This is a genomic window from Methanobrevibacter sp. (genome assembly GCF_017432245.1).
Taxonomy (GTDB): Archaea; Methanobacteriota; Methanobacteria; order Methanobacteriales; family Methanobacteriaceae; genus Methanobrevibacter.
Genome location: NZ_JAFRJO010000031.1, coordinates 1 through 23495, shown reverse-complemented (window position 1 = coordinate 23495; position 23495 = coordinate 1). Strand labels below are relative to the sequence as shown.

The window sequence follows — 23495 nt, the reverse complement described above, 5'->3', positions numbered from 1 at the left end:
AATAATTCTATTAAATAATTCTATTAAATAATTCTATTAAATATTGTATAAATTTCACATTAAAAAAAAATAGGATTGGTTTTTAAAAAATAAATAAATGGAAAGATTAGTTTGAGCATTTATAATACTCTATTGATGCTGTCTAATCCTCCTTCATTAAGTTTATCCTTAACTTTCTTATAGAAGTATTTCTTATTGATTCTCATGAAGTAAACATCTTTTTCGGATTTTTTGATAACGAGCTCTTCCATATAGTTCACTTCTTTTTGAACTTGCCCATCCATTACGAATATTGCTTTTTTACCTCTTTTAAGGAGTTTGATCCTGATTTCACTTGCATCAGATACAACAAATGGCCTAACTCCCAATTTATATGGACAAATTGGCACTATAATGAATGCACCTACTTTAGGGTCTACAATAGGTCCACCTGCAGACATTGAATAAGCTGTAGAACCACTTGGTGTAGAGATAATCAATCCATCTGCCCTTAATTCCTCTACAACTTCTCCGTCTACGGAAATCTCATAATGAAGCATTTTAGCAGGTCTTGCAGTCATTATAACTACTTCATTCAATGCACGGAATGTTTGGTTTTCGTGGGAAATGATGATTTGTGTTCTTTTCTCTTTAGACCATTCACCATCCAAGATCGCATCAAGAGCTTCAAAAGTGTTTTCAACTTCAATTTCTGTCAAGAATCCTACAGTACCCATATTGATTCCAAAAATCGGAATTTCCTTGGTCAATTGGTTTTGGGTTCTAAGGAGGGTCCCATCTCCTCCAAGTATGATTGCCATATCTGTTCTAAGTTCATTCAACTCCTTCGCATAATCCCTGAAGTTGTAGTTGAAGTTCAAGCTTTCAATGTGCTTTGCAATCTCCGGGGTTTCATTCATTGTTTTTGCAATGATTTTGTGGAGTTCTGGATTTTCTTTAATCTCCTCTAGCTTTTCTGCAAGAGATGATTCAATAACAGTTTCCATATTCTTTTGAATCAATGTTTCAAAGATTTTAAGTGAAAACAATACTGATTTATACTCGTCGACTCTACTGACGATAGCAACACTTTGGATTTTATCCAATTCATCGTTATTGATGATTTTGATTATTTGATTATGCAAATCGGGATTTCCTGCACTTACAACAACTGCCTTTTCGTAAATGCTTAATCTGCTGTCTAATTTCTCACCATACTTATCGGTTACAATAGCTCCTGCCTCTTCCACAATAAGCTTTGAAGCAGCAATATCGATGATTCTACTTCCTCTCAAATCAAGAAATGCATCGTACTTTCCACTTGCAACATAAGCAAGTTCCAATACTACAGAACCTAATACTCTCATCCTTCTTGCGGTGTCCACTAACTTGGATACGGATAATGTCTTACTTTTGGTGAACCCTCCAAGGCTTATTTTTGTCAAGTCAGTTTCACTGCTTGGAGTCATTGGCTCTCCATTTCTTTTTGCCCCGTTTCCTTTAATGGCTTCATAGAAGTTTCCATTAGCATAATTCTTTACAAATCCAAGTTGAACGTCATTCAATGTTGCTTCTCTTCCTTCTGGCACATTAGCCACTGCAATGGACATACCATATGCTGGAATGTTCTTAATTGCATTGCTTGTTCCATCAAGAGGGTCGATTAGGAAAATAAATTTAGGTTTGTCTTGCTCTTCCCTTTCCTTTTTAGTTTTTGGAATGTTATTAAGCAATTCTTCACTAAGACTGATTGCTTCCTGTTTTCCTTTTCCTAGTTTAAGTTCTCCTATTTCTTCACTAATCAAATAAGACTCAAAATCAGCATCTTTAAGGAGTTTGATTACCTCATCTTCGGCTATGATATCGATATAAGATGTAGGGGTACCGTCTGCACCTATTTTAACAAATTCTCCTGCTTTTGGATTTCCAACTTGTCCTTCAAGGAGATTTTCCACTTTTTCAAAAACTGTGGTTGCAATGTTTCTGCAAATATCTATATCCTCTTGATTCATCCTATCCTCTCAATATTGTTTTCTTGGCTTAAATTCATAATTGTTATAATATTATTATTCTAAAATATCATCTGTAATGTAAATGACTGCAGCTATTGCAGATCCTATTTCCTTAACGGTATGATGTGCTTCCTCTACAATCAATTCCTTGATTTTTACATCACGCTTATCCATCATGTACTTTACCATTTCTATTGCTTCGTTCTTTATGTCTTCTGGGTTCTGATTGGTTCCGTTTGCCTCAACAACACATCCCAATTCTTCACCAATAGCTACTGCAATGCAAGCAATAAGTTCATCACCTCTATTACTGGAAGTTAAGCTTGATAAAACGCAGTTCACCATAGATCCCGCTTTCAATTTAGGCAATTTTTCCACTTTAGCATTAGCTCCTAGCATGCTTGAAACCTTTATTAAGTTCACATCACCTATTTCCGCTTCATATAAAGCATTATCAAAAGCATTCAATTCTGTTGGACCTTCGCTTGAACCTGAAACAATAGCTATTCTCATTTTACCACTTTATTTTAAAAATTTCTTAATAATTATTTTCATATTATTTTTTTATCATTTGATTTAAAAATTTTTTATCTTAAATAATATTTATCTTTTATAATATATTAATTTATAAAATATTATTCAGGATATTCTCTTTTGGATTATTTTTCATACGAAAGTTTATATATAATTTTAAATTAATATAGTATTAATCTATATTTTATTAGGTTAATCGTATTTAATTTCAAAAAAATGAAAATTAAATAAATAAATTTCTATTAAATTTATTTTTAATTATTATTGTGAGGTTATTTTAATGTCAACCAAAGTTGTAGAACTTAAAACCGTAAAAGTCGGAAAATATATTGTATTAGACGGAGAAGCTTCTAAAGTAACTAGCTTAACCACTTCATCTCCTGGTAAACATGGAGCTGCAAAAGCAAGATTAGAAGCTGTTGGTATTTTTGATGGTCAAAAAAGAAGTTTAGTAAAACCTGTAGACACTAAAGTGGAAGTACCTATTCTTGACAAAAGAATCGGTCAAATTTTAGCTGTTATGGGTGACCAAGTTCAAATCATGGACTTAGAAACTTTCGAAACCTTTGAATTACCTATACCTGCTGAATTCGATGAAGAAATCAGAGGTGCTGTAGGTACTGATTTAGGTGTAGAATATATCATTGCTTTAGGCAATATGAAAATCATGAGAACTAAAAAAGTATAATTTTTTAGTTTTTTTACATTTTTCAGGGATTTTTATAAAATCCCGTTTCAATCTTTTTTCAAGTCAAATCAAATCAAATCTAAAATCAAATCAACTTTTTTTATTTTTTATTTATTCTATTTTTAATTAATTACTTGATTAACTGAGATTTTTCAAAGCTATCAATTAATCAATTAATTAATTATTTTTCAAGATAAATTCAAAAATAAGAATTATATACATATATTTAATCAAGTGATAAAATGCTTTTCAATACTTATGAGCCATGGAAATTTGCTTTTTCAGAGGAATCTATAGATTTAAACAATTTAGATAATGGTGATTCTAATGATTCTAATGATTCTAATGCTTCTAATGATTCTAATGCTTCTAAAAGATGGGGAATTATTGGAGTTCCCTTTGACAGCACTTGTTCCTATCATCATGGTTCAAGATATGGTCCAACAATCATTAGAGAGGCATCATTTGGATTTGAGCAATACAATTCAACATTCGAAAAGTTTTTGGATGGGGAATTTTATGACTGTGGTGACTTGAATGTTGTTCATGGAAATTGCAGAAAAACTTGTGACTGCCTTGAAGATGCTGTAGGAGAGCTAATTGAATCCAATATTAATCCGATTATAATTGGTGGTGAGCATAGCGTAAGCATTGGACCTATAAAGGCATTAGCTGATTTGGAAGAGAATAATGATTTATCTGACATCACCATCATCCATTTAGATGCTCATAGAGATATTATTGACACTTATATTGGAGAAAAGGATTCACATGCCACAATCATGAGAAGAGTTCATGATCTAAATCCTAAAGAATTGATTCAAATTGGAATCAGATCATTTTCCATTGAAGAAAAGGAATTTGTTGAAGGTGAAGAGAACATCAGCAGCTTTTTAGCGAAAGACCTTTTTAATGATTTTGATATTCTTTTGGAAAAGCTTGATTCAATACAAGGAAAAGTCTATATTTCTATCGATATGGATGTAATTGACCCTGCATTTGCACCATCTGTAGGAAATCCAACTCCAAATGGATTGCATCCTGTTGATATTGAAAACATTTTTGATGCATTGGCAAATAATGAAGCGATTGATATTATAGGATTTGACCTTGTTGAGGTCGCAAGTGATAAATTAGGAGATATCACTGCTGTTCTTGCAGCTAAAATGATTCACGATTTTTTGACATTGTTTGCTTAAATCTTTTAAATCATTTAATTTCAATCATCATCCAATTATTATTCCAACCATTTATTTTCAATCATTCAAGTTTTAATATAAATTATTTTTCACTATTTTATTCAGAATTATTATATAACAAATAATATAAATATTACTTAAACACATATCTTAATTATAATTTATTATTTACATATAAGTTAAATTAAAATTATTACAAGTCATTTTTACAAAAATAAAAAAATTATTAATCAATTTTACAAAATTATAAAAAATTAAGGAGATTTTTGATGTATAAGAGAGAAATAGAATTATCTGGTCATATCATTGATTCTTTAACTCTTCCTAAAACCATGGATATTATCATGGATAATGGTGGAGACTTTGATATACTAGAGTTTGATATAGGAAAACGCAAATCTGATACTAGTAAAGCTAAAATAATGGTTTCAGCGGAATCTCCCGATATTTTAAATTCTATTCTTGATGAACTTAACTTTATTGGGGTTTCAATATCTGAAATTGAAGAGGTAAACTTAGTGCCTTCTCCAAAAGATCAAGTTGCTCCAGAAGGTTTTTATTCAACAAGCCATCATGTTACTCATATTTACTACAAAGGTGAATGGATTCTTGTAGAAGAAATTGAAATGGATTGCCTTATCGTTATTGATGAGGAAAACAAGACTGCTAGATGCAAGCCAATTGCAGACATTAAGAAAGGAGACTTGATTGTCGTTGGTAGAGAAGGAGTAAAAATCACACCACCTCAAAGATCAAGAGGTAAGCAAGGCGTATTCGAATTCATGAACAGTGAAGTTTCTTCTGAAAAGCCAATGATGAGCATCATTAATGATGTGGCAACTGAAATTAAAAATGTAAAAGCAAATGGGGGAAAAATAGCTCTTGTTGGAGGGCCAGCTATTGTTCACACTGGCTCTGCAGGAATTGTTGCACAGCTTATTAAGGAAGGATTCATTGATGTTATCTTTGCAGGAAATGCATTGGCCACTCACGATATTGAATGTGATCAATTCGGAACTTCCCTTGGTGTAAATGTAAAAACAGGTGAAGTTGTAGCTCATGGTCACACTCACCATATGAGAGCAATCAACAGAATCAATAATTCAGGTTCAATCAGGGAAGCTGTTGAAGATGGAACCTTAAAAAGTGGAATCATGTATGAATGTATTAAAAACGATGTTCCATTCGTATTGGCAGGATCCATTCGTGATGACGGACCTCTTCCTGATGTAATTACAGATACTGTTGAATCCCAAAAGCTAATGCGTAAGTATGCTCAGGAAGTCGACATGGTCATTATGATTTCAACTATGTTGCATTCCATAGCAACTGGTAATTTATTGCCTTCAAGAGTAAAAAGTATTTGTGTAGACATTAACCCATCTACTGTTACTAAACTTGCAGATAGAGGCAGTGCACAAGTTGTTGGTATTGTTACTGATGTAGGTGCATTCTTGCCAGTTTTATACAATGCATTGCATGAATGAATTATTTTATTCTTTTTTCTTTTTTTTATTTTTTTAATTATTCTCAATTATTTTTAATCATTTAGTATTTTAAATTTGTATTATTTTTTAATAATTTACTTAATTTTATCAATTGGTGTCAATATGGATGAAAGAATTATAGATGTGGATGGGAATGAAATTATAATCTCTGTAGATGGTATTGATGATATGGAACTTTCAGAATTGGAGATTGCAGATATAATCATTGAAGATGCAGAAGATCCTGAAGGAGACCTTATAATCACTGCAAAGTATCTTAATGTAGAATTCGGAGAAGTTTACCCTGCAGAAATCGTTATTGAAGATGGTCTCTTTAAGGAGGTCATTCCAATCATTGCTGATGATGATGACGAACTTGACTTGGATTATGATGGCATTTTAATTCCAGGATTCATTGATTCCCATATTCACATTGAAAGTTCAAAACTATCCCCTTCCAATTTCGCTAAAGCGGTATTGCCTTATGGAACCACTTCTGTAGTGGCGGATCCTCATGAAATTGCAAATATTTTAGGAATTGAGGGTATTGATTGGATGGTAGAAGATGGAAATAATGCACCATTTGATTTTTATTATGCTGTTCCTTCCTGTGTTCCAGCTACAAGTTTTGACAACTCTGGAGCAGTAATTACCAGTTCTGATGTGGAAGAATTGCTGAAACGTGATGAAATGGTTGCTCTAGGGGAAATTAATTTTCAAGAAGTTCTAGCTGGAGATGAAGAAGCCTTAAGGAAAATAGAGGTGGCTCATGAATTAGGAAAACCTATTGATGGTCATGCTCCTTTGTTGTCTGGTGAAGACTTGAAAAAATATATTTCATATGGCATTACAACTGACCATGAATGCACAAGTTTTAAAGAAGCTATTGAAAAGTCTCGTCTTGGCATGACAATCATGGTTCGTGAAGGCTCATCTGCAAGGAATATTGATGCTATTTTAAACTATGAGGATAGATTGAATTACTTGATTGAAGAGGAAATGGCTGGAAGAGTTGTTGTGGAAACTATTGATGATGCTATGGCCATTCCACCATTTGACCTTTTGGTTTGTGATGACATTGATGCAAAAGACTTGTCTCAAGGGCATTTGGACAAAGTTATTAAAAAAGCCGTTTCATTAAACATTAATCCTAAGGAAGCAATTAAAATGGTTACATTCAATCCTGCAGAGCATTACGGCTTAAACTGTGGTGCAATTGAAGAAGGCAGAATTGCAAATTTTGCTTTGGTTGATGACTTAAGAAACTTGAATGTCAGCAAAGTGTGGGTTCATGGAGAGCTTGTAGTTGATGAGGGGGAGGTCTTGTTTGAAACAGAATCCATTGAATCTAAACCTAGCATTGTTTTAGATGAAGTCAAAGCTGAAGATTTTGATGCAAAAATGGAAATGAGTTGGACCAATTCATTGATGGATGAGACAACTAATGTTTTTGTGATTAAGGCATTTGATAATGACTTGATTACAGAAAAGTGTGAAGAGACCCTGCTTGTTCAAGATAGTGTCATCCAACCGGATTTAAATAAGGATGTCGTTAAGATTGCTGTATTAAACAGGTATGGTGGAAACAATATAACAAATGGTTTCATTAAAGGATTCAATCTAAAAAACGGAGCTTTTGGAGGGTCAGTGGCACATGATTCTCATAATATTTTTGTCATAGGAACCAATAGTGAAGATATGGCTAAGGTGGTTAACATAATTAGAGATTATCAAGGTGGACTAGTTGCTTATTCCTCAGAAGAAAATATTTGTGAAGTTTTGGATTTGCCAATTGCTGGACTAATGTCCAATAAGGATATTGATTATGTAACAGAAAAAAATAGAAAACTGAGAGAAGCAGTAAATAAATTAGGATGTAATCTAACTTCTCCATTTACTACTTTATCATTTATGGCATTGCTTGCAATTCCCCATTTTAAAATAAGCAATCAAGGGTTATTTGATGTAGATAAGCTTGAATTTATAGATTTAATACATAATTTTTAAATTAATTTATTTATTTTAATCTTTTTTTATTCATTTTCCAGAATATTAAATCCTTGACTGATTAAATTTTCCTTTAATATTTGAATAGATTCTTTTTCCTCATCATTTCCTACTCTTTTAATGATTCTTTCAGATTCTCTAAATCTTTCGAGGAAGTATTTTTGTGCATCTTCATCTACGATGTTTATTCTGGAATAATTTACCAATGCTTCAATTAATGCATGAATTGCTCTATTTAATGGTTTAACGCATTTATTCTTAATATTAAGTTCAACCACTTCTGATTTAATGAAATTCACATCGCTTGATTTGATATCATCTTCTCTTAAACTTGTTTTCAAGCTTTTAACTTCGCATATGAAATAGGCATCAGCATCAGTTAGATATGCTAATTCGCCATTGCTTTTGGTTTTATTAGAGATTCTACTCAGATAATCGTCAGGGATTGTATTTGTTGTTGCAAGGGTAAACATTAATGGATCAGCTGTAATATTTACAATAAATTCTTCTTTGTCTTTAATGTTTTTAATGGTGTTTCCACCTTCAAAAATTCTTAAGAAAACCTCATTATCATTCAAGACTCTTAGTCCAAAAGGTGCTGCATTGGAATTTCCATTCTTATCTATTGTAGTGATGATAACTTCATATTGCTGGTCTTCATACATGCCTATTTTTGTTAAATCGATTTCCATTTTTTTACCCCTAATTAAATTGTTTTTAAACGCTAATAGTATTTATTAATAATTAATTATATAAACTTTTTATAGTATAAATGATAAAATTATATATAATATATTAAAATAACTAAAAATTAAAAATAATGGATTTAATAACTTAATTTTAATAAAAAAATTTTATAAGAGTGTTTTTTCAACTTATAAGGTGGTTTTATGAAATATCAGATGTATTATGAAATGATGGAACAACCAGAAGCTTTAAGAAGGACTTTTGCTTCTGAATTGGATAATATGGCTAATATTTCTAAATTAGCACAGTCTGTTGATACTATTTATTTAATTGGTTGTGGAAGTTCTATTTCCACTTGCTATTCTATTAGAGATGCTTTAGCATCTGTATCTGATTTAAGAATTGAAGTTTTCACTGGTTATGAATTTGTTTATAATAAAAAATTAACAGAAGGTGAAAATTCATTGTTTATTGCAACTTCTCAGTCTGGTGAAACTGCAGATACTTTAGCTGCTTTAAGAAGAGCTAATGAATTTAACATTGATACTGTTTCCATTTCAAACGAACCTGAAAGTTCCATGATTAAGGAAGCCAAATATTCTGTAATAACCTTAGGGGATACTGAAACAGCTATTCTAGGTACTAAAACATATATCACTCAATTGGCTTGTCTTTACCAAATCTTATTTGCCGCTTCAGGTTATGATAAAGCGGATGAGATTTTAGAACAGTTATCTGCTATGCCTGATTTAATTGAAGAACTTCTAAAAACTACTGAAGAGGATAATAAGAAATTGGCAGAAGAATTAAAAGATGAAGAAGGATTCTATTGTTTAGGTAGTGGTGTTAACTTTGGTCTTGCTTATAAATTAGCTATGACCATGTTGATGGAAGGAGCTATCAAGCATGCTTGTCCACTTTATTCCTCAGAATATAGGCATGGTTTAATAGAAAGGGCAGAAAAAGATGTTCCATTAATTTTCTTGGATGCTGATTTGGAAAGTGATGAGTTGACTAAGATAGCTATTAGAAATTCTAGAGATGAATTGTCTGCAAATGCAATTATATATAATCTTAAAGATTATGCAGACATCAATCCATTGCTTGCACCATTTGCACTTGTAATTCCTTTAGAATGGTTTGTTTACTATTTAGCACATTTCAATGGAGAAGATCCAGGTAGTACAAGACATATTGGTAAAGTAAGATATGAATAATCCTTTGATTATTCATTTTTTTATTAATAATCTACATTAATATTTATTAATATCATTTTTTAATGATTATTTTCATTATTCTTTTTTTTTATTTTTTTATTCTTCAAGTTCTTCTAAATTATATTTTTTTTAAGGTGATCTTATGGATTTTTATATAGTTAATGGTGGTCCAAGAAAGAAATACAATACTGTACAATTATTGGAAAAGGCAAGTGAAGGGATTTTTGATGAATTAGAAAACAATCAGATTGAGGATATAAATATTCATCAGATTCGTCTTTATGATTTGGATTTTAAAGGATGCAAATCTTGTTTTCACTGCAAAAGAATTGGGGGCAAATACTATGCTCAGTGCCCTATAAAGGATGATTTGAGAGAATTGCTTCCTGAAATCAAGAATTCTGATGGCATTGTATTTGGAAGTCCAATTTACTTCGGTGAAATAACAGGGGAACTTAGGTCATTTATGGAAAGGTTTCTGTTTTCTGCATTGGTTTATGGAGGAGAGTCTAATGCACCTAAAAGAATGCCTATTGGGATGATCTATTCCATGAATGTTACAGAAGAAGTGTTTAATCAGATTTATGGGAACAAATTTGACATTCTGGAAAATTCCATATCTAATCTTTACTCAAGGCCATATTCCCTGAAAGTTTTTGACACTTTCCAATTTTCTGATTATTCTAAGTATGAAAATTATGCATTTGATCCTGAATTGAAAGCTAAAAGAAAAGAGGAACATTTCCCAATAGACTTGAAAGACGCTTATGATTTGGGTGTAAAAATAGCTCAAGATAGTTTGAAAATAAATTACTGAGTAAAAATAGGAATATATAAAAAAATAGTAGAAATATAAAAAAATAGTAGAAATATAAAAAAATAGTAGAAATATAAAAAAATAGTAAAAAAATAAAATAAAATTAATTGAATAATGTTAAAAATAAGTCAATTCACTTATTCTTTGTCGATAGCTAATGCAATATCATCTGCTTTTACAGTTTGTCTTTTTGCAATTTTAGCGTATTCAATTGCTTTTTTAGCTACTGCTGCTGCGTCAGCTTCTAAGTATTCTACTAATGCAACTACAGCTGCATCACTTACTCTTTCAGCACCAGCTTCTTTAATAATCCTATTTACAGGAGCTTTAGGAATTGCCATATTTTTCACCTCCGTTATAATAGTATAGTAATATTATATCATTACTTAGTATTAAAACTTTTCCTTTTTTTACTTAAATTTTCTTAAATTCCCATATCTATATTGTCAATTCTTATTTTTCAAATATATTTGAATTTAAAATTTATTTTATAAAAATAGTTAATAATTTATAATATTTCAAAATTTTAGAAATTTATATGAAATTTAATAAAAAACTTAATAAAAAAATGGAGGAAATTAAAAAAATATTTTTGCAAGAAGATCTTGCAAAAATTAAAAAAAGTTAGATGTTAAATATGTGTTTTATGTTAATTTAAAAAATTAAAAAGATTAAAAATTAATTTAATCTTTTTAAAGGTTGAGATAAATATTCGAATTAATTTATTAAATAAATTTATTCGATGTCTATTTTAGTTTTAGGAACTATTCTTTTTGGGATTGTTACGAATAAGGTTCCGTTGTTGTGTTTTGCAGTAATTTCTTCTTTTACAATGTCTTCAGTTAAAGTAACGGTTCTGTCTGCTTCACCTACTTTGATACCGGAAACAATTAAAGTTGCTGGATCTTCTTCAGTACTTTCAATGTTTTTCATGATGTTTTCAAAGCATGCTTTAATGGTTACAGAGTTGTTAGTTGCTTCAATGGAGATGTCTTCTTTTTCAATACCTGCTAAGTAAGCTTGTAAGTAGTAGAAATCTTTGTTTTCTGCTAAGTCAATGCTGATATTTCCGGTTGCAACGGTATCTTTGTAGCCTTGGTATCTGGTATCGAAATTCTTTTGAAGAGCTTTCATTGCAATGATGGTGTCGTCGATAGTTTTGCTAAGGTTTTCACCAACTTTTCCTGCAACGTCTTTACTTTTGTTTAAGGTTTCATCGAGTTTTTCTTTGTTAGCTTCAGTTCTTGCTTCAGCTTTAGTTCTGAAGTCTTCTCTGAATTTTTCTGCTTTTTCTTTAAATTCATCAGATTTGGAAGTTTCAGTTTCTACTTCAACTTCTTCAAATTCTACTTCAATGTCTTCTTTTACATCTTCAGGCATAGTAAAAACTCCTTTACATTATTTTTAAAATTCATAAAATTTGTACCTATGTTTTATAGATAAAAATTTTTATAAATTATAAACAGGATCTATAAATTTTATAAAATTTTTTATAAAACTTAGTGTACATTTATTTCTAATGTATACTATATAACTCATATCTTATAAATATTTCTATGAATTGTATACATTTTATTTATTTAGTATACAAAATTCCTAATTTTTTTAAGATTTTTCTCAAATTTTTTGGAGATTTTAAAAATTTAGAATTTTTTAGTATACTTTTTATTTACAATGTATACTAGTAATTCATCATTTATAAACTTTTCTATTTTAGTAATAAAAAGTTACTAAAAGTTTTGATAAAAATAGTTGAATTAGAATATGGTTTTTTAAAATAGTAAAAATATTGTAAGAATAGAGTAAGAAATAGTTAAAATAGAAATTAGTTAAAAAATTAAAAAAAGAGTTATGAAAAATTACTTAAGTTAAATCAAAGTAATTTTCATCGTCTTCATATTCCTCTTCTTCTTCAACTCTTTCTCTTTTTTCAACTTTCATAATTAAATCGATAATTTCTTCGATACCTTCCCCTTCTGCCGCTGAGATAAGCAATGGATTTTCACATTTGTCAATGTACTCTTGTACATAATCATGTCTTATGCCATCATACTCTGCAATATCCATCTTATTGAATAAGTAGATGATAGGTGCATCAAATACATTTTGAATCTCTTCCAATAGATTGTATTGGTTTTCAAGAAGGTATCCGCAGGTTTCAGATCCATCAAAAATAAATAATATTGCGTCTGCCAAGTGTTCAAGAGCTACCATAGCATTCAATTCAATATCATTCATGTCTCCAATTGGCCTATCCAATAAACCTGGAGTGTCAATGATTTGGTAATGCTGCCATTTTTTCTCAAAGTGTCCGATTTGAATACCTTTTGTTGTAAATGGATAGTTTGCCACTTGTGGCTCTGCATCAGTAATATGGGTAAGCAATGTTGATTTGCCTACATTTGGAAAACCTGCAATTACAATGCTTATTGCATCAAAGTCAACGGTAGGCATGTTTCTCAATGATTGTTTTGCAAAGTCGAGAAAATCAAGGTCTTTTTCAATCTTATGCACAACTGAAGAGATTCTTCCATAAGCTTGTTTTCTAAGGCCAGTTGCCCTTTCGGAGGATGATTTTCTTATTTTTGCACCATATTCCTTTTCAAGCTGGGTAATGATACCATAAGCCCAATTAAGTGCACCTAATGCTTGCTTGAAATCATCCACACCTACAGTGATGTCGATATAATCTTGATAAAATTCAGGTAACTCTTCAATTTCAGGGGTACGGTCCAAGATCATTTTAAGCCTATCTTTAATAACTTGGCAAGCAGTGATCACTCGGGTTTCTTCAATACGTTTGCCCTTTAAGTGTTTAGGCATCTTTTCTCCTCTTCTCAAATCAGCTGCCTTCTTACCTCTTCTGAAACCTTTATCTAATAATTCATCTGGAGTTGGAATAGTTGGTAACATCATTTTTTATCACCATGTAATCATAATATTTAATTTTAGTAATTTAATAATTTTAGTAATTTTAATAATTTTAGTAATTTTAGTAATTTTAGTTATTTTAATAATTTTAGTAATTTTAGTAATTTTAGTAATTTTATAAATATAATTCTTTTATAATTCTAAAAGTATAGGTCTATTGTTTAAGTTAATACTTTTATAAAAAGCTTTATTTAAATATTTGCCCTTGGAATTTGTATACTTTTGTATTTTTATCCAACCATGCATCTGGTCTAAGCCCTGCCTTCATGCAGGTGTGGGATAAGAATTCTTCCTTATCCATATTGTGCTCTGGAGCAACTTGTGGCAAGAGCAATCCCCTATAGAATCCATGTTCAACAATCAATCCATCTTCTCCAATGATAATATTGTCTAAATAATCTATTGGTTTTTCAACTTCAATGATTTGAGGTTTGGTTAAAACGGTTATCTCATAATCAAGTGAATCCAATTCGCTTTCATCAACACTTGGAAAACGTGGATCTCTCATTGCTGCAGAAATTGCTGAATCAATGACCGCATCAATCAATGGATAAACAGGTTCAGGGTAACCGATGCATCCCCTTAGATTATTGTGTTTGTTCAATGTGACAAAAACTCCAAGTTCATCATGCATATATTCAGGACAATCTGAAGGTGTGTCAATTTTTCTATTTTCCTTGACATATGTTTCAATAGCATCTCTTGCTACACTTAACAAATATTTTCCATCTTCTTCACTTAACATATTTTCACCTTCAAGTTTTTCCAAGATTTTTAAAATTTTAATGCATATTTTTTTAAAATTTATCTAAAATATCATTTTTAGATAAGTTCATCTACATATCTTTTTATCAATTCGTTTAGTATTTGTCATAAATCGTTTATTTTAATTCTTGCTTCAATTAAATTGATAGTAAATAAATTTAATAAAGAATTAATTAATTTAATTTTGAATAAACAATAGCTATTTGATTTAGCTACTTCCACCTACCATAGCATTCAAAATTCTGGTGTGTGGTCCACCATCACCGACTGGTGCAGTTTGTCCACCTTTACCACAGTAACCGACACTAAGCTTGAAGTCAGAACCTATTCCATCAACACCTTTTAGTGTTTCAAGTATGTTTCCAGATAATGAAACATCACGGAAGTGATCTTTAAGTTCACCATTTTCAATCTTGTATGCTTCAGTTGCATTGAATTGGAAAATTCCTTTTCCAGTATCAACTTGTCCACCTCTTGAACCCTTAAGGTAAATTCCATCATCGATGTCTTCGATAAGCTCTTCAAAACTTAGGTCACCAGGTTCAAGGAAAGTGTTACTCATCCTTACAATAGGTTGGTCACTGATTGATGCCCTTGCATTTCCAGTAAGTGGGATTCCTAATTTGCCTGCACTTTCTCTAGATGTGAGGAATGATACAAGCTCTCCATTTTTAACGATTTGATTCTTTCTGGTTTTGACTCCCTCTACATCATATGGGTAATAACCGAATCCATCCTTATAGCTTGAATCGTCATAAATGTTTACAATGTCAGTTCCAATTTTCTTGTTCATTTGGTCATGCAATATGGAATCATCCTGAAGGACAAGGTCTGCCTCAACAGCATGCCCTACAGCTTCGTGAATGAATACTCCTGTAAGGTTATTGTCTGCTACAATTGTAAAGCGTCCTGATGGGGCTGGTTTTGCATCCAATAGTTCAGTTGCTTTCTCCCCAATCTTTCTTCCAAAGGATTCAATGTCTGCGTCTTGCAATATTTCGAACCCTTTCACTCCACCTAAACTGCCATGATTGAATTGAATCAATTCTCCATTTGAGGCAACAGCATTAAGTGCAAGTGCCACTCTTGAACTGTCTACAAGGATTTCACTTCCTTCACTGCTTACAAAGGCGGTTTGACTTTCACCATCTGAGTAGCTGACAGTTGTACTAACTACCTTTCCAACATTGCTTGCCTTGTTTGCTTCCTGAATCAATTCCTTCTTATCTTCAATGCTCACATCGCTTAGAGAAATTTTTCTCTCAGTCTTTACATTGTCCTCTACAATTTCACATTCTGCAAGTTCAATGTCTCCGGTGAGTGAGTTTGATATTTTGATTGCCTTTTCACTTATTTCTTCTAACTTTGAAAAGTCGTTTGTGGAAGCAAATCCCCATGCTCCATTATTCAATACTCTTATTCTTGCAACAGTGGAAAGGCCTGTGTTGATTTCCTGTATTTGATTGTCTTTCATGATTATGCTTGTATTGTTCCCGTTTCCTGCTCTTATGTCAGCATAATCAACCTTATCATCAATTTTAGTTAATATTTTTTTAAATAAGTCTATATGCTCTTCCATTTTAAGACTCCTTTTTATTATTCCATAAATTTTTTGTAAAATTTTTATAAAGTTTAATCATTATTATTTTATTGTTTTTAATAAATATAACTATTCATAAATGCATAATATTATAATAAATTATAAATAAAATTTAAAAGATATAATTAATCATGACTAAACATGAGTTAAAAGTTAAACCTATTGAAAATGGTACTGTGATTGACCATATTCAAGCCAATAAGGCACTTCAAGTATTAAAGATATTGGGACTTCCAAAGGAAGGGATTAATGTTGCTCTTGCTATGAATGTTCCTTCTAAATTAGGTTTTAAGGACATAGTTAAAATTGAAAATAGGGAAGTGGAACATACTGAAATAGATAAAATTTCCTTAATTGCTCCTAATGCTACCATAAACATTATTAGAGATTATGAAATTGTTTCTAAAAAGAAAGTGCAATTAGTGGAAGAATTGAATGGCATTGTAAAATGCACTAACTCAAAATGCATATCAAATACTGATGAGCCTATTGAAAGCAAATTTTATTTGGTTGAATCTGATCCCATCACACTCAGATGTCATTATTGTGAAAGGTTAGTTCAAGCAGAAGAGATTTCAAAACAGTTTTAACGGGTTTTAACTTTTTCTATTTTTTTATTTAACATTATATATTTTTAAGGTAGTGGAATTATGTGGGAAATGATTTGGCCACTATTGATTGTCGTTTTATCAAATACTTTTTATAATATCTGCACTAAATCCACTCCCTCAAATGTAAATGCCTTTGGCACTTTGATGTTAACCTACATAACTGCAGCAATATTAACTGGAGTTGTCTTTTTATTTTTGGTAAAGCCTGAAAACGCTATTGTCGAATTGTCTAAGGTCAATTGGACTTCCATTGTTTTGGGAATAGCTATTGTGGGATTGGAACTTGGATACATTTTCATGTATCGTGGAGGATGGAAAGTCAGTTCAGGGGCACTTGTAGCTAATATTTGCTTAGCTATTGCCTTACTCATTGTCGGTGCAGTATTGTATGGTGAAAACATTACCTTAAAACAGGTTTTAGGAATCTTTATTTGTATTGCGGGTCTATTTTTAATAAACCTGTCATAGAAATCATTTAAGACTAATTCATATTCTATTTTTAAAAAAAGTAAATTAAGAAGTTAAAAATAACTTCCTTATCATTAATATTTTTAGCATTTCATTTTTATATAACTTCATTAATTAAATGATTAGCAAGTCTTTCTGCTAATGCTAAAATCAATAGAATCGGTGGCTTTCCAGGGGATACTGGTATAACACTTGCATCTCCAACATAAAGTCCATCGATTTGAGTCTTTAAGTTCTTGTCAACCACTTCTCCGATTGCAGCTGTTCCTCCAGGGTGAGCTCCTCTAAAGACTGTTGAAGTCATGGTTGTTGCATCAACGCCTGCCTTTTCAAGAATTGATCCTGCAGCTGCTGCACCTTGAGCAAGTCTTCTGATATCATCGATTGTATTGAATTTCTTAACGTTTCCATCAATGTCAACAGAACCTACCATATCATCCTGCACCTTTACCATAATGCTTAAGATATCCTTATCTTCAACATCTGGATTGGATTCCTTGATGTATTTGGCAATAAATGATGAGAAGTGAGGTGCTAAAATGTATTCTTTTCCAACAGCAAGTCCATTCATTTGAACTTCACTGTTGTAATTAATGTCTTTTAAGTATCCTCCAACAGATACGAATGGGTCAAAGAACAATTTGTTTCCTGCATCAATTCCAGTTTTCTGCAAAATGACTGCAGAATCAATTGCTCCTGCTGCAAGGATTACCAAGTCGGTTTTTATGGTTTTGCTTTCTCCATCTTGAATGTATTCTACAGCGCTTACCTTTTTGTCTTCAGTTAATATTTTTTCTACTTCAGCATTTTCTATTAGCTCTGCACCATTTTCAATTGCAATGTCTACAAAGTCTTTTCCACTCCATTTTGCATCGCGTGGACAACCGAATGAACATTTGCCGCATGGCTTGCAGTCTTCATCTCTAATGAACTTTGGCATTCTGATTGCATCGAATCCACATTCACGAGCAGCATCTATGAATTTCTGTGTCCCTTCACCAATATGGTCATCATCCATTTGGTGAACGCCAGTCAATTCTTCTATTGTTTTATATTCCTTGCTAAGGTCTATTCCGAGTTCTTCTCTGAATTCATCTTCAAGAACTCTTACCCCATTTCCTGCAGCAACTATTGTAGATCCTCCAACGCAAGTGGTCTTTAATAAGTCTAAACTGTTTTCATTTTCAAACCTTTTATCATAGTATTTCATGTCATAAGTGCCATATGCATCTTTACTATGTATATATGGTCCTCTTTCTATTATGGTTACTGGAATATTTGCCTTTGCAAGCTTCATAGCTATGATTGCTCCTCCGGCTCCAGTTCCTACAACTACTACCATTCTTTGTCTCCATTATTTGATTTATAAATTCTTTATATAATTTTTTTAATTTCTTAATAATTTTATAATTAATAATATTTTGTTTTTAGATTATTAATTACTTATCCCTTCAGTTTAATATTTATCTTTATAATATAAATATTTAACAATTGTTATATTTTTATACAAAATAATTTTATTTTTAGATTTTAGAAAATAGAAAAATAGAAAAAAAGAAAGAATAATAAAAATTATTCTTTTCAATAATTGTTTTTTAATTTTAAATCTTGTTTAAGATACAAAGATCTCAATGAATTTAGCATAAGCAGGTCTTGTGATGAATACACCAATTAAAACCCCTATGATTGTAGTGAATGCGAAACCTGCGATGGTACCGATACCACTGCTTCCTCTTGCAAATCCAACATATGCAAGTGGCAACATAGCAGCTATTAATGTTCCTGCAGATGCGAAGATAATGAACAATGCATTTTTAACATTCATTTGAGTTCTTGTTCTTCTGTGTCTTGTGTTTTCATCATCGTGGTGCAATACCTCATCTGTAATGATGATCTGGTCGTCTACCCCAGTACCTACAGATGCGATTAAACCAGCTATTGCTGCAAGGTCTATGTTCCAGTGGATAATGGAAGCAATACCTAAGATAATGATTATCTCAGAAATTGTTGTGATTAAAATCGGAATTGCCAAGAATGCTCTTCTGTATCTTATGAATACAACCAATGCAATACCGAGTATTGCTAATAATCCTGCAATTAAAGCACCTTGTGCAAATTGTTGACCTAATTCAGGTGAAACTGTATTTGAACCGATAGTGTGGATTTTTACAGGAAGGGACCCAGTTTTCAAAACAGTAAATACTGTATTGGATTCCTCTTTTGCAGTTTCTACATCTGCAGCACTACCTGTTACTTCAACTTCAGCTACAGGTTCTCCACCAGCCAATTCTCCAGAAAGTTGCGGAGGATGCTCATCGATTTGCTTTCCATCCAGATACATCACTACTTCATGTCCACCTTTTCCTTTAGCAAGTTCTGCAAAGTTTTTAGCTCCTTCTGTTGTCAATGTAAATGGCACATGCCACTCTCCACTGTCTCCAACAACTGGTGCTTCAACTGAAGCAACATCACTACCTGTAAGGACAGTTACGTTATCTATTTTAGCTTCAAAAATACCTGGATTTCCAATCAGCCGCTCCACCTCTTCAGGTGTTTTTCCAGCCATTTCAACTATAACCATCTGGTCTCCGCTGGACCTTACCTTTACATCACTTACACCATAAAGGTTAAGTCTTTTATCCAAAACAGAGGTTACAACTTTCATTGTTGTATCGTTAACAGGATGTTCCAATTGCAATTGGATTGAAGATCCACCTTTCAAGTCAAGACCTTGTTCAACACCAAGGAATGCAATGCTTCCAATACTGATCAATAGGAATATTAAGAGGATAATTACTTGCCTATCTTTAAAGAATTTAGATAAATTACTTGCCATAATTATTTGCCTCCTTTTCCTTTTTGCTTTTTAGCTTTACGTTTATTGCCTTTGTTTTTTTGTTTTTTATTGGACTTTTTATTTGAAGGTTTTTCAGATTTTGGAATATTTTCTTCAACTTCTTCCATATGGTCTATTTTTTCCAATTCCTCTTGGATTTTAGTCATCACTTCATCATCTTCAACTTCAGTTTTCCTCTTAAGTTTATCTTTAAAGCTTAATTTGGATTTTTCTTCTTCAGATTTAGATGATTTGCTCTTGCTTGAAGATGAACCTACATTATATTTCTCTTGTTTTTTAGATTGTCTCCAATCGATGTAAGTCTTAAGGATTCCTAAGTTCATTAACCAAGTGGAAAGAATATCCCCAACCAATCCGATTACTAAAACTGCAGAAATATTACTTAATGTTGTTGCTTCAGGCATAATGATCTTGGTTACCACGAATAGGATTCCCATTGCAGCTATTGCCGCAAAGGACATGGTTAAACCAGTATACATAGCATTTTTTGCACGCTCTTCCACAGTTCCTTCTCTTCTTTTCAAAAGTCTGGTTGTAAGAAGAATATCTGTATCTACACTGTACCCAATAAGCATTAATAATGCACCTACAGATGCAATTGACAATGGAATCTTGAATATTGACATTCCTCCAAGTGCTATGAGTATATCACACAAAGCCGCTAGGATAATTGCAACAGATGGGACAGGTTCTCTAAATACAATAAACACGGTAATTGCCATAAAGAGGAATGCAAAAATCATAGCTACATAAATTTGTCCCATTGCCTCTTCACTTAAGACAGGCCCAATCTCATTGTAACTGATTACCTTGGCCTTTCCATTGATGGCATTTGTAAATGTACTTGAATTGATATTGTTTTCCAATTCCACAGTAACCTTATTGTTTCCATTACTTGTAACTTTTATATTGTTGGTGTTTAATTCGGCATCAAGTGTGTCTTCCAATTCACTTGGAGTTACGGAACCTAATAGCTGTAATTCCGCTTGTGAACCTCCTTTTAAGTCAACACCTTGTTCTAAGCCATTAAAACCTATAAGAACTAATGATAAAAGTGCAAGAATAATTGGAATCGCAATTAAGATCTTGTGGTTCTCCATCATTTTCTCTAACATTTTTCTTTTGCACCTAAAATATTTAATTTTTGAATTAATAATTTGGTATAAAAATTAATTTAATGATTTGTTTATTCATTAAAATTATACATTAATAATTTTCTAATTTATAGTATTAAATAGTTTGCTTAATAATCATTTTAATATTTGATTTAAATTATTAAATTGATATAGGATAGTTAAAAATAATTAGTATTAAAATGGTTTCAAATCAGATAAAAATTTAAAAATAGTAAAAAATAGTAAAAAATAGATTTAGTATAATGCTAAATCTAATGTCATATATAATCTATCAGTATCCTTTTGGAGCTTGTCAAGACTTTTATCTTTAGTCTTTATGCTGAATTGCTGAACTACCCTTGCACCTCTTGCTCTCACTTTCATTTCCATTTTTTCTAAAGCGGATTCGCCATCAGAAGTGTTTGTAGTTGTAAACAAAACAATGTCTTTTCCACGTAAATTGCATCTGTCAATCAATGTAATGATTGCAGGAGTAGGGTTGTTTGCCCAAGTAGGTGTGCCTATGTAAATTGTATCATATTCTTCTAAATCAAGAGTTGGAGGGTAGATTTCTGTTTTGCTTTCTCTAAATGCGTCAATGGTTGATGTGAATCTATTTCTAATGCCATCACGCTTTTTCATATCCTTGATTTGACAGATATCACACCTTAAATTGACTGCAAGTGTTTCTGCAACTACCTTTGTTTTTCCTCCATCTGAATAGTATAAAATTATCCTTTCCATAGTTTTTCCCCTTGAACTATTTTTTAAAAAATAATCTATTTAAATATTTGCATGATATCAAATATTTAAATTTAGACTATTATTCAAGTTTTTATTAATTATTATGGGTGCATTCCAAAGAAGTCCAAACCGGTTTTTTCATCAAATCCGCACATGATGTTCATGTTGTGAACCGCTTGGCCAGATGCTCCTTTTACTAAGTTGTCAATAGCTGAAATGATGACCAATCTGCCGGTTTCATCCATTTCAAAGCAACCGATTTGAGCATAGTTGGATCCTCTTACACTGCTTAAGCGTGGAATTTCCCCATCTTCCAATATTTGAATGAATGGTTCTCCTTTATAGGTTTCCTTATAGATGTCCAATACCTCTTCACTAGTTACATCTGCACCATCAACTAGGAAACAATGGTTAGTGGTAAGTATTCCTCTGATTACTGGCACCAAATGAGGGGTGAATGAAACCTTGACATCTGAAAATGCACCAAGTTCCTGTTGAATCTCAGGCATATGTCTATGTTGGGTTACCTTATATGGATTTACATTGTCTCCAATGTTTGGATAATGGGTTGTTGCAGCAGGGTTTACTCCAGCGCCGCTTACTCCAGTTTTGGAATCGAAAATCATTCTATCTGCAAGTTTTGCCTTTGACAATGGGTATCCAGACAAGATAGCACCAGTTACAAAACATCCAGGGTTAGCAAGCAAGGTTGCATTTTTGATTTCTTCTCTGTGAATTTCAGGAAGTCCGAAAACCCCTTTCAAGTCAGAAGTATGCTCAATTCCATACCATTTTTCATAAACGTCAATGTCATTGAATCTGTAATCTCCACTTAAGTCAATGACTTTTGCTCCAGTATCAAGTAAATCAGGCACGATTTTCATTGAAGCTCCATGTGGAGTTGCTGTAAATATGATGTCTGCATCCAATTCACTTGGCTTTTTGTTTCTAAATACTAAATCAGTTCCTCTAATATGTGGGTGAACTTTATGAACTGGAGTTCCTTCAAACTGTCTTGAAGTTATATCCACTATTTCAACTTCTGGATGAGCAGAAAGAAGTCTGATCAATTCTCCTCCAGTATATCCGCTTCCACCTACAATTGCTACACTTACCATTTTTCCACCTTTTTATAAGTTAATCATTAATCATTATTTCTTAATTTTTTAATTTTAATTATTATTTAATCTTAATCATTTATATAAAATTGATTAATCATCATTAATAACATTTGTACAGTCCAAATTCTTTTCTTCCAATTCGGAATGCTTTATTCTATTGATGATTTTACAGGTACTGTCGAGTTCTCCTTTTCTGTAATCTTTAACTCTTTTAGCTACAGCTTTGATTCCTCGTTTATCCAGTTGTTCCTGAAGCTTTGCAATGTCATGATTTTGGTCTGAACCGATAGCTATTATGTCCGGCTGAATTTCCTCTACAATCTTGAACATGTCACCATCATAACCAATGTAAGCTTCATCAACGGGCTTAAGATATTTGATCATTTCTAATCTTTGGTTTTCATCAATAACAGGAATTCTCTTTTTCTTTTTAACAGTTGAATCTCTTGCTATTACAACTACAAGGACTGCATCCTCTCCACCTAATTCCTTTGCTTTTTCAAGATACAATCCATGTCCCGGATGTAATAAATCAAATGCTCCTGTTGCCATTACTTTCATATTTTAATTCTCCATCTAATAATAAAATATATAATTATAATTTTTTTAGTTTTTTTTAATTTTTAAATTAGTTTTTTTAATGTTTAGATTTAGTT

22 protein-coding genes are annotated in these 23495 nt (G+C 31.9%); 8 read left to right on the top strand and 14 right to left on the bottom strand.

The window, feature by feature from the left end; genetic code table 11:
• Positions 1-119: 119 nt before the first annotated feature.
• Complete coding sequence (locus IJI80_RS02780; RefSeq protein WP_292787471.1) at positions 120-1991, bottom strand: bifunctional NADP phosphatase/NAD kinase; 1872 nt, start codon at positions 1989-1991, stop codon at positions 120-122.
• A 54-nt stretch (positions 1992-2045) separates the two neighbouring features.
• Positions 2046-2504, bottom strand: a complete 459-nt coding sequence (locus IJI80_RS02775) for an arginine decarboxylase, pyruvoyl-dependent (protein WP_292787469.1) — start codon at positions 2502-2504, stop codon at positions 2046-2048.
• A gap of 301 nt (positions 2505-2805) precedes the next feature.
• Here IJI80_RS02775 and IJI80_RS02770 point away from each other — a divergent pair, with 301 nt between their 5' ends.
• The 4 genes from IJI80_RS02770 (at position 2806) to ade (ending at position 7906) form a co-directional block, all read left to right on the top strand.
• The gene (locus tag IJI80_RS02770) at positions 2806-3213 is read left to right on the top strand and encodes a translation initiation factor IF-5A (protein ID WP_292787468.1); all 408 of its coding nucleotides are present in this window, start codon (positions 2806-2808) and stop codon (positions 3211-3213) included.
• 242 nt (positions 3214-3455) lie between these two features.
• Entirely contained in the window at positions 3456-4412 is a 957-nt protein-coding gene (gene speB / locus IJI80_RS02765; RefSeq protein ID WP_292787467.1) for an agmatinase, read from the top strand.
• A 269-nt stretch (positions 4413-4681) separates the two neighbouring features.
• Complete coding sequence (locus tag IJI80_RS02760) at positions 4682-5899, top strand: TIGR00300 family protein (RefSeq protein ID WP_292787466.1); 1218 nt, start codon at positions 4682-4684, stop codon at positions 5897-5899.
• Positions 5900-6022: 123 nt separating this feature from the next.
• Complete coding sequence (gene ade / locus IJI80_RS02755) at positions 6023-7906, top strand: adenine deaminase (RefSeq protein WP_292787464.1); 1884 nt, start codon at positions 6023-6025, stop codon at positions 7904-7906.
• Between the two features lie 26 nt (positions 7907-7932).
• On the opposite strand, the gene IJI80_RS02750 is transcribed toward ade, so the two are convergent.
• Positions 7933-8598 carry a DUF447 domain-containing protein gene (locus IJI80_RS02750; RefSeq protein WP_292787463.1) on the bottom strand — a complete coding sequence of 222 codons (666 nt, stop codon included), beginning with the start codon at positions 8596-8598 and terminating at the stop codon, positions 7933-7935.
• Positions 8599-8796: 198 nt separating this feature from the next.
• Here IJI80_RS02750 and IJI80_RS02745 point away from each other — a divergent pair, with 198 nt between their 5' ends.
• Entirely contained in the window at positions 8797-9810 is a 1014-nt protein-coding gene (locus IJI80_RS02745) for an SIS domain-containing protein (RefSeq protein ID WP_292787462.1), read from the top strand.
• A 142-nt stretch (positions 9811-9952) separates the two neighbouring features.
• Positions 9953-10627 carry a flavodoxin family protein gene (locus IJI80_RS02740; RefSeq protein WP_292787461.1) on the top strand — a complete coding sequence of 225 codons (675 nt, stop codon included), beginning with the start codon at positions 9953-9955 and terminating at the stop codon, positions 10625-10627.
• A 137-nt stretch (positions 10628-10764) separates the two neighbouring features.
• Here IJI80_RS02740 and IJI80_RS02735 read toward each other — a convergent pair whose 3' ends face one another.
• The 5 genes from IJI80_RS02735 to IJI80_RS02715 all read right to left on the bottom strand — a co-directional run bounded on the left by IJI80_RS02735 (position 10765) and on the right by IJI80_RS02715 (position 15902).
• A complete protein-coding gene (locus tag IJI80_RS02735; protein WP_292787460.1) occupies positions 10765-10968 on the bottom strand; it encodes a histone in 204 nt (67 codons plus the stop codon).
• Between the two features lie 394 nt (positions 10969-11362).
• Entirely contained in the window at positions 11363-12007 is a 645-nt protein-coding gene (locus tag IJI80_RS02730) for an Hsp20/alpha crystallin family protein (RefSeq protein WP_292787458.1), read from the bottom strand.
• Between the two features lie 483 nt (positions 12008-12490).
• Positions 12491-13543 carry an NOG1 family protein gene (locus IJI80_RS02725; protein WP_292787456.1) on the bottom strand — a complete coding sequence of 351 codons (1053 nt, stop codon included), beginning with the start codon at positions 13541-13543 and terminating at the stop codon, positions 12491-12493.
• A gap of 202 nt (positions 13544-13745) precedes the next feature.
• Positions 13746-14303: a TIGR00296 family protein gene (locus IJI80_RS02720; protein WP_292787455.1), complete on the bottom strand. Its 558-nt coding sequence runs from the start codon at positions 14301-14303 to the stop codon at positions 13746-13748.
• 228 nt (positions 14304-14531) lie between these two features.
• Complete coding sequence (locus IJI80_RS02715) at positions 14532-15902, bottom strand: TldD/PmbA family protein (protein WP_292787453.1); 1371 nt, start codon at positions 15900-15902, stop codon at positions 14532-14534.
• A 152-nt stretch (positions 15903-16054) separates the two neighbouring features.
• On the opposite strand from IJI80_RS02715, the gene pyrI reads away from it, so the two are divergent.
• The gene (gene pyrI / locus IJI80_RS02710; protein WP_292787452.1) at positions 16055-16513 is read left to right on the top strand and encodes an aspartate carbamoyltransferase regulatory subunit; all 459 of its coding nucleotides are present in this window, start codon (positions 16055-16057) and stop codon (positions 16511-16513) included.
• 60 nt (positions 16514-16573) lie between these two features.
• On the top strand, positions 16574-17002 hold the full coding sequence (locus IJI80_RS02705) for an EamA family transporter (RefSeq protein WP_292787451.1): 429 nt from the start codon (positions 16574-16576) through the stop codon (positions 17000-17002).
• Between the two features lie 97 nt (positions 17003-17099).
• Here IJI80_RS02705 and IJI80_RS02700 read toward each other — a convergent pair whose 3' ends face one another.
• From IJI80_RS02700 to IJI80_RS02675, 6 genes are all read right to left on the bottom strand, one after another.
• Positions 17100-18344, bottom strand: coding sequence for a GMC family oxidoreductase (locus tag IJI80_RS02700; RefSeq protein WP_292787450.1), 1245 nt, complete (start codon positions 18342-18344; stop codon positions 17100-17102).
• A gap of 270 nt (positions 18345-18614) precedes the next feature.
• Complete coding sequence (locus IJI80_RS02695; RefSeq protein WP_292787449.1) at positions 18615-19838, bottom strand: preprotein translocase subunit SecD; 1224 nt, start codon at positions 19836-19838, stop codon at positions 18615-18617.
• 2 nt (positions 19839-19840) lie between these two features.
• Positions 19841-20974 (bottom strand): protein translocase subunit SecF, encoded by a 1134-nt coding sequence (locus tag IJI80_RS02690; protein WP_365953699.1) that lies wholly within the window; start codon positions 20972-20974, stop codon positions 19841-19843.
• Positions 20975-21229: 255 nt separating this feature from the next.
• Positions 21230-21718: a flavodoxin gene (locus IJI80_RS02685; protein ID WP_292787448.1), complete on the bottom strand. Its 489-nt coding sequence runs from the start codon at positions 21716-21718 to the stop codon at positions 21230-21232.
• A gap of 101 nt (positions 21719-21819) precedes the next feature.
• Entirely contained in the window at positions 21820-22836 is a 1017-nt protein-coding gene (gene argC / locus IJI80_RS02680; protein WP_292787447.1) for an N-acetyl-gamma-glutamyl-phosphate reductase, read from the bottom strand.
• A gap of 93 nt (positions 22837-22929) precedes the next feature.
• Entirely contained in the window at positions 22930-23400 is a 471-nt protein-coding gene (locus IJI80_RS02675; RefSeq protein ID WP_292787446.1) for an FAD synthase, read from the bottom strand.
• Positions 23401-23495: the final 95 nt, after the last annotated feature.

Coding starts and splice junctions, on each gene's coding strand:
- IJI80_RS02780 (WP_292787471.1), bottom strand. CDS start 1,991: ATGAATCAAGAGGATATAGATATTTGCAGAAACATTGCAACCACAGTT.
- IJI80_RS02775 (WP_292787469.1), bottom strand. CDS start 2,504: ATGAGAATAGCTATTGTTTCAGGTTCAAGCGAAGGTCCAACAGAATTG.
- IJI80_RS02770 (WP_292787468.1), top strand. CDS start 2,806: ATGTCAACCAAAGTTGTAGAACTTAAAACCGTAAAAGTCGGAAAATAT.
- speB (WP_292787467.1), top strand. CDS start 3,456: ATGCTTTTCAATACTTATGAGCCATGGAAATTTGCTTTTTCAGAGGAA.
- IJI80_RS02760 (WP_292787466.1), top strand. CDS start 4,682: ATGTATAAGAGAGAAATAGAATTATCTGGTCATATCATTGATTCTTTA.
- ade (WP_292787464.1), top strand. CDS start 6,023: ATGGATGAAAGAATTATAGATGTGGATGGGAATGAAATTATAATCTCT.
- IJI80_RS02750 (WP_292787463.1), bottom strand. CDS start 8,598: ATGGAAATCGATTTAACAAAAATAGGCATGTATGAAGACCAGCAATAT.
- IJI80_RS02745 (WP_292787462.1), top strand. CDS start 8,797: ATGAAATATCAGATGTATTATGAAATGATGGAACAACCAGAAGCTTTA.
- IJI80_RS02740 (WP_292787461.1), top strand. CDS start 9,953: ATGGATTTTTATATAGTTAATGGTGGTCCAAGAAAGAAATACAATACT.
- IJI80_RS02735 (WP_292787460.1), bottom strand. CDS start 10,968: ATGGCAATTCCTAAAGCTCCTGTAAATAGGATTATTAAAGAAGCTGGT.
- IJI80_RS02730 (WP_292787458.1), bottom strand. CDS start 12,007: ATGCCTGAAGATGTAAAAGAAGACATTGAAGTAGAATTTGAAGAAGTT.
- IJI80_RS02725 (WP_292787456.1), bottom strand. CDS start 13,543: ATGATGTTACCAACTATTCCAACTCCAGATGAATTATTAGATAAAGGT.
- IJI80_RS02720 (WP_292787455.1), bottom strand. CDS start 14,303: ATGTTAAGTGAAGAAGATGGAAAATATTTGTTAAGTGTAGCAAGAGAT.
- IJI80_RS02715 (WP_292787453.1), bottom strand. CDS start 15,902: ATGGAAGAGCATATAGACTTATTTAAAAAAATATTAACTAAAATTGAT.
- pyrI (WP_292787452.1), top strand. CDS start 16,055: ATGACTAAACATGAGTTAAAAGTTAAACCTATTGAAAATGGTACTGTG.
- IJI80_RS02705 (WP_292787451.1), top strand. CDS start 16,574: ATGTGGGAAATGATTTGGCCACTATTGATTGTCGTTTTATCAAATACT.
- IJI80_RS02700 (WP_292787450.1), bottom strand. CDS start 18,344: ATGGTAGTAGTTGTAGGAACTGGAGCCGGAGGAGCAATCATAGCTATG.
- IJI80_RS02695 (WP_292787449.1), bottom strand. CDS start 19,838: ATGGCAAGTAATTTATCTAAATTCTTTAAAGATAGGCAAGTAATTATC.
- IJI80_RS02690 (WP_365953699.1), bottom strand. CDS start 20,974: ATGTTAGAGAAAATGATGGAGAACCACAAGATCTTAATTGCGATTCCA.
- IJI80_RS02685 (WP_292787448.1), bottom strand. CDS start 21,718: ATGGAAAGGATAATTTTATACTATTCAGATGGAGGAAAAACAAAGGTA.
- argC (WP_292787447.1), bottom strand. CDS start 22,836: ATGGTAAGTGTAGCAATTGTAGGTGGAAGCGGATATACTGGAGGAGAA.
- IJI80_RS02675 (WP_292787446.1), bottom strand. CDS start 23,400: ATGAAAGTAATGGCAACAGGAGCATTTGATTTATTACATCCGGGACAT.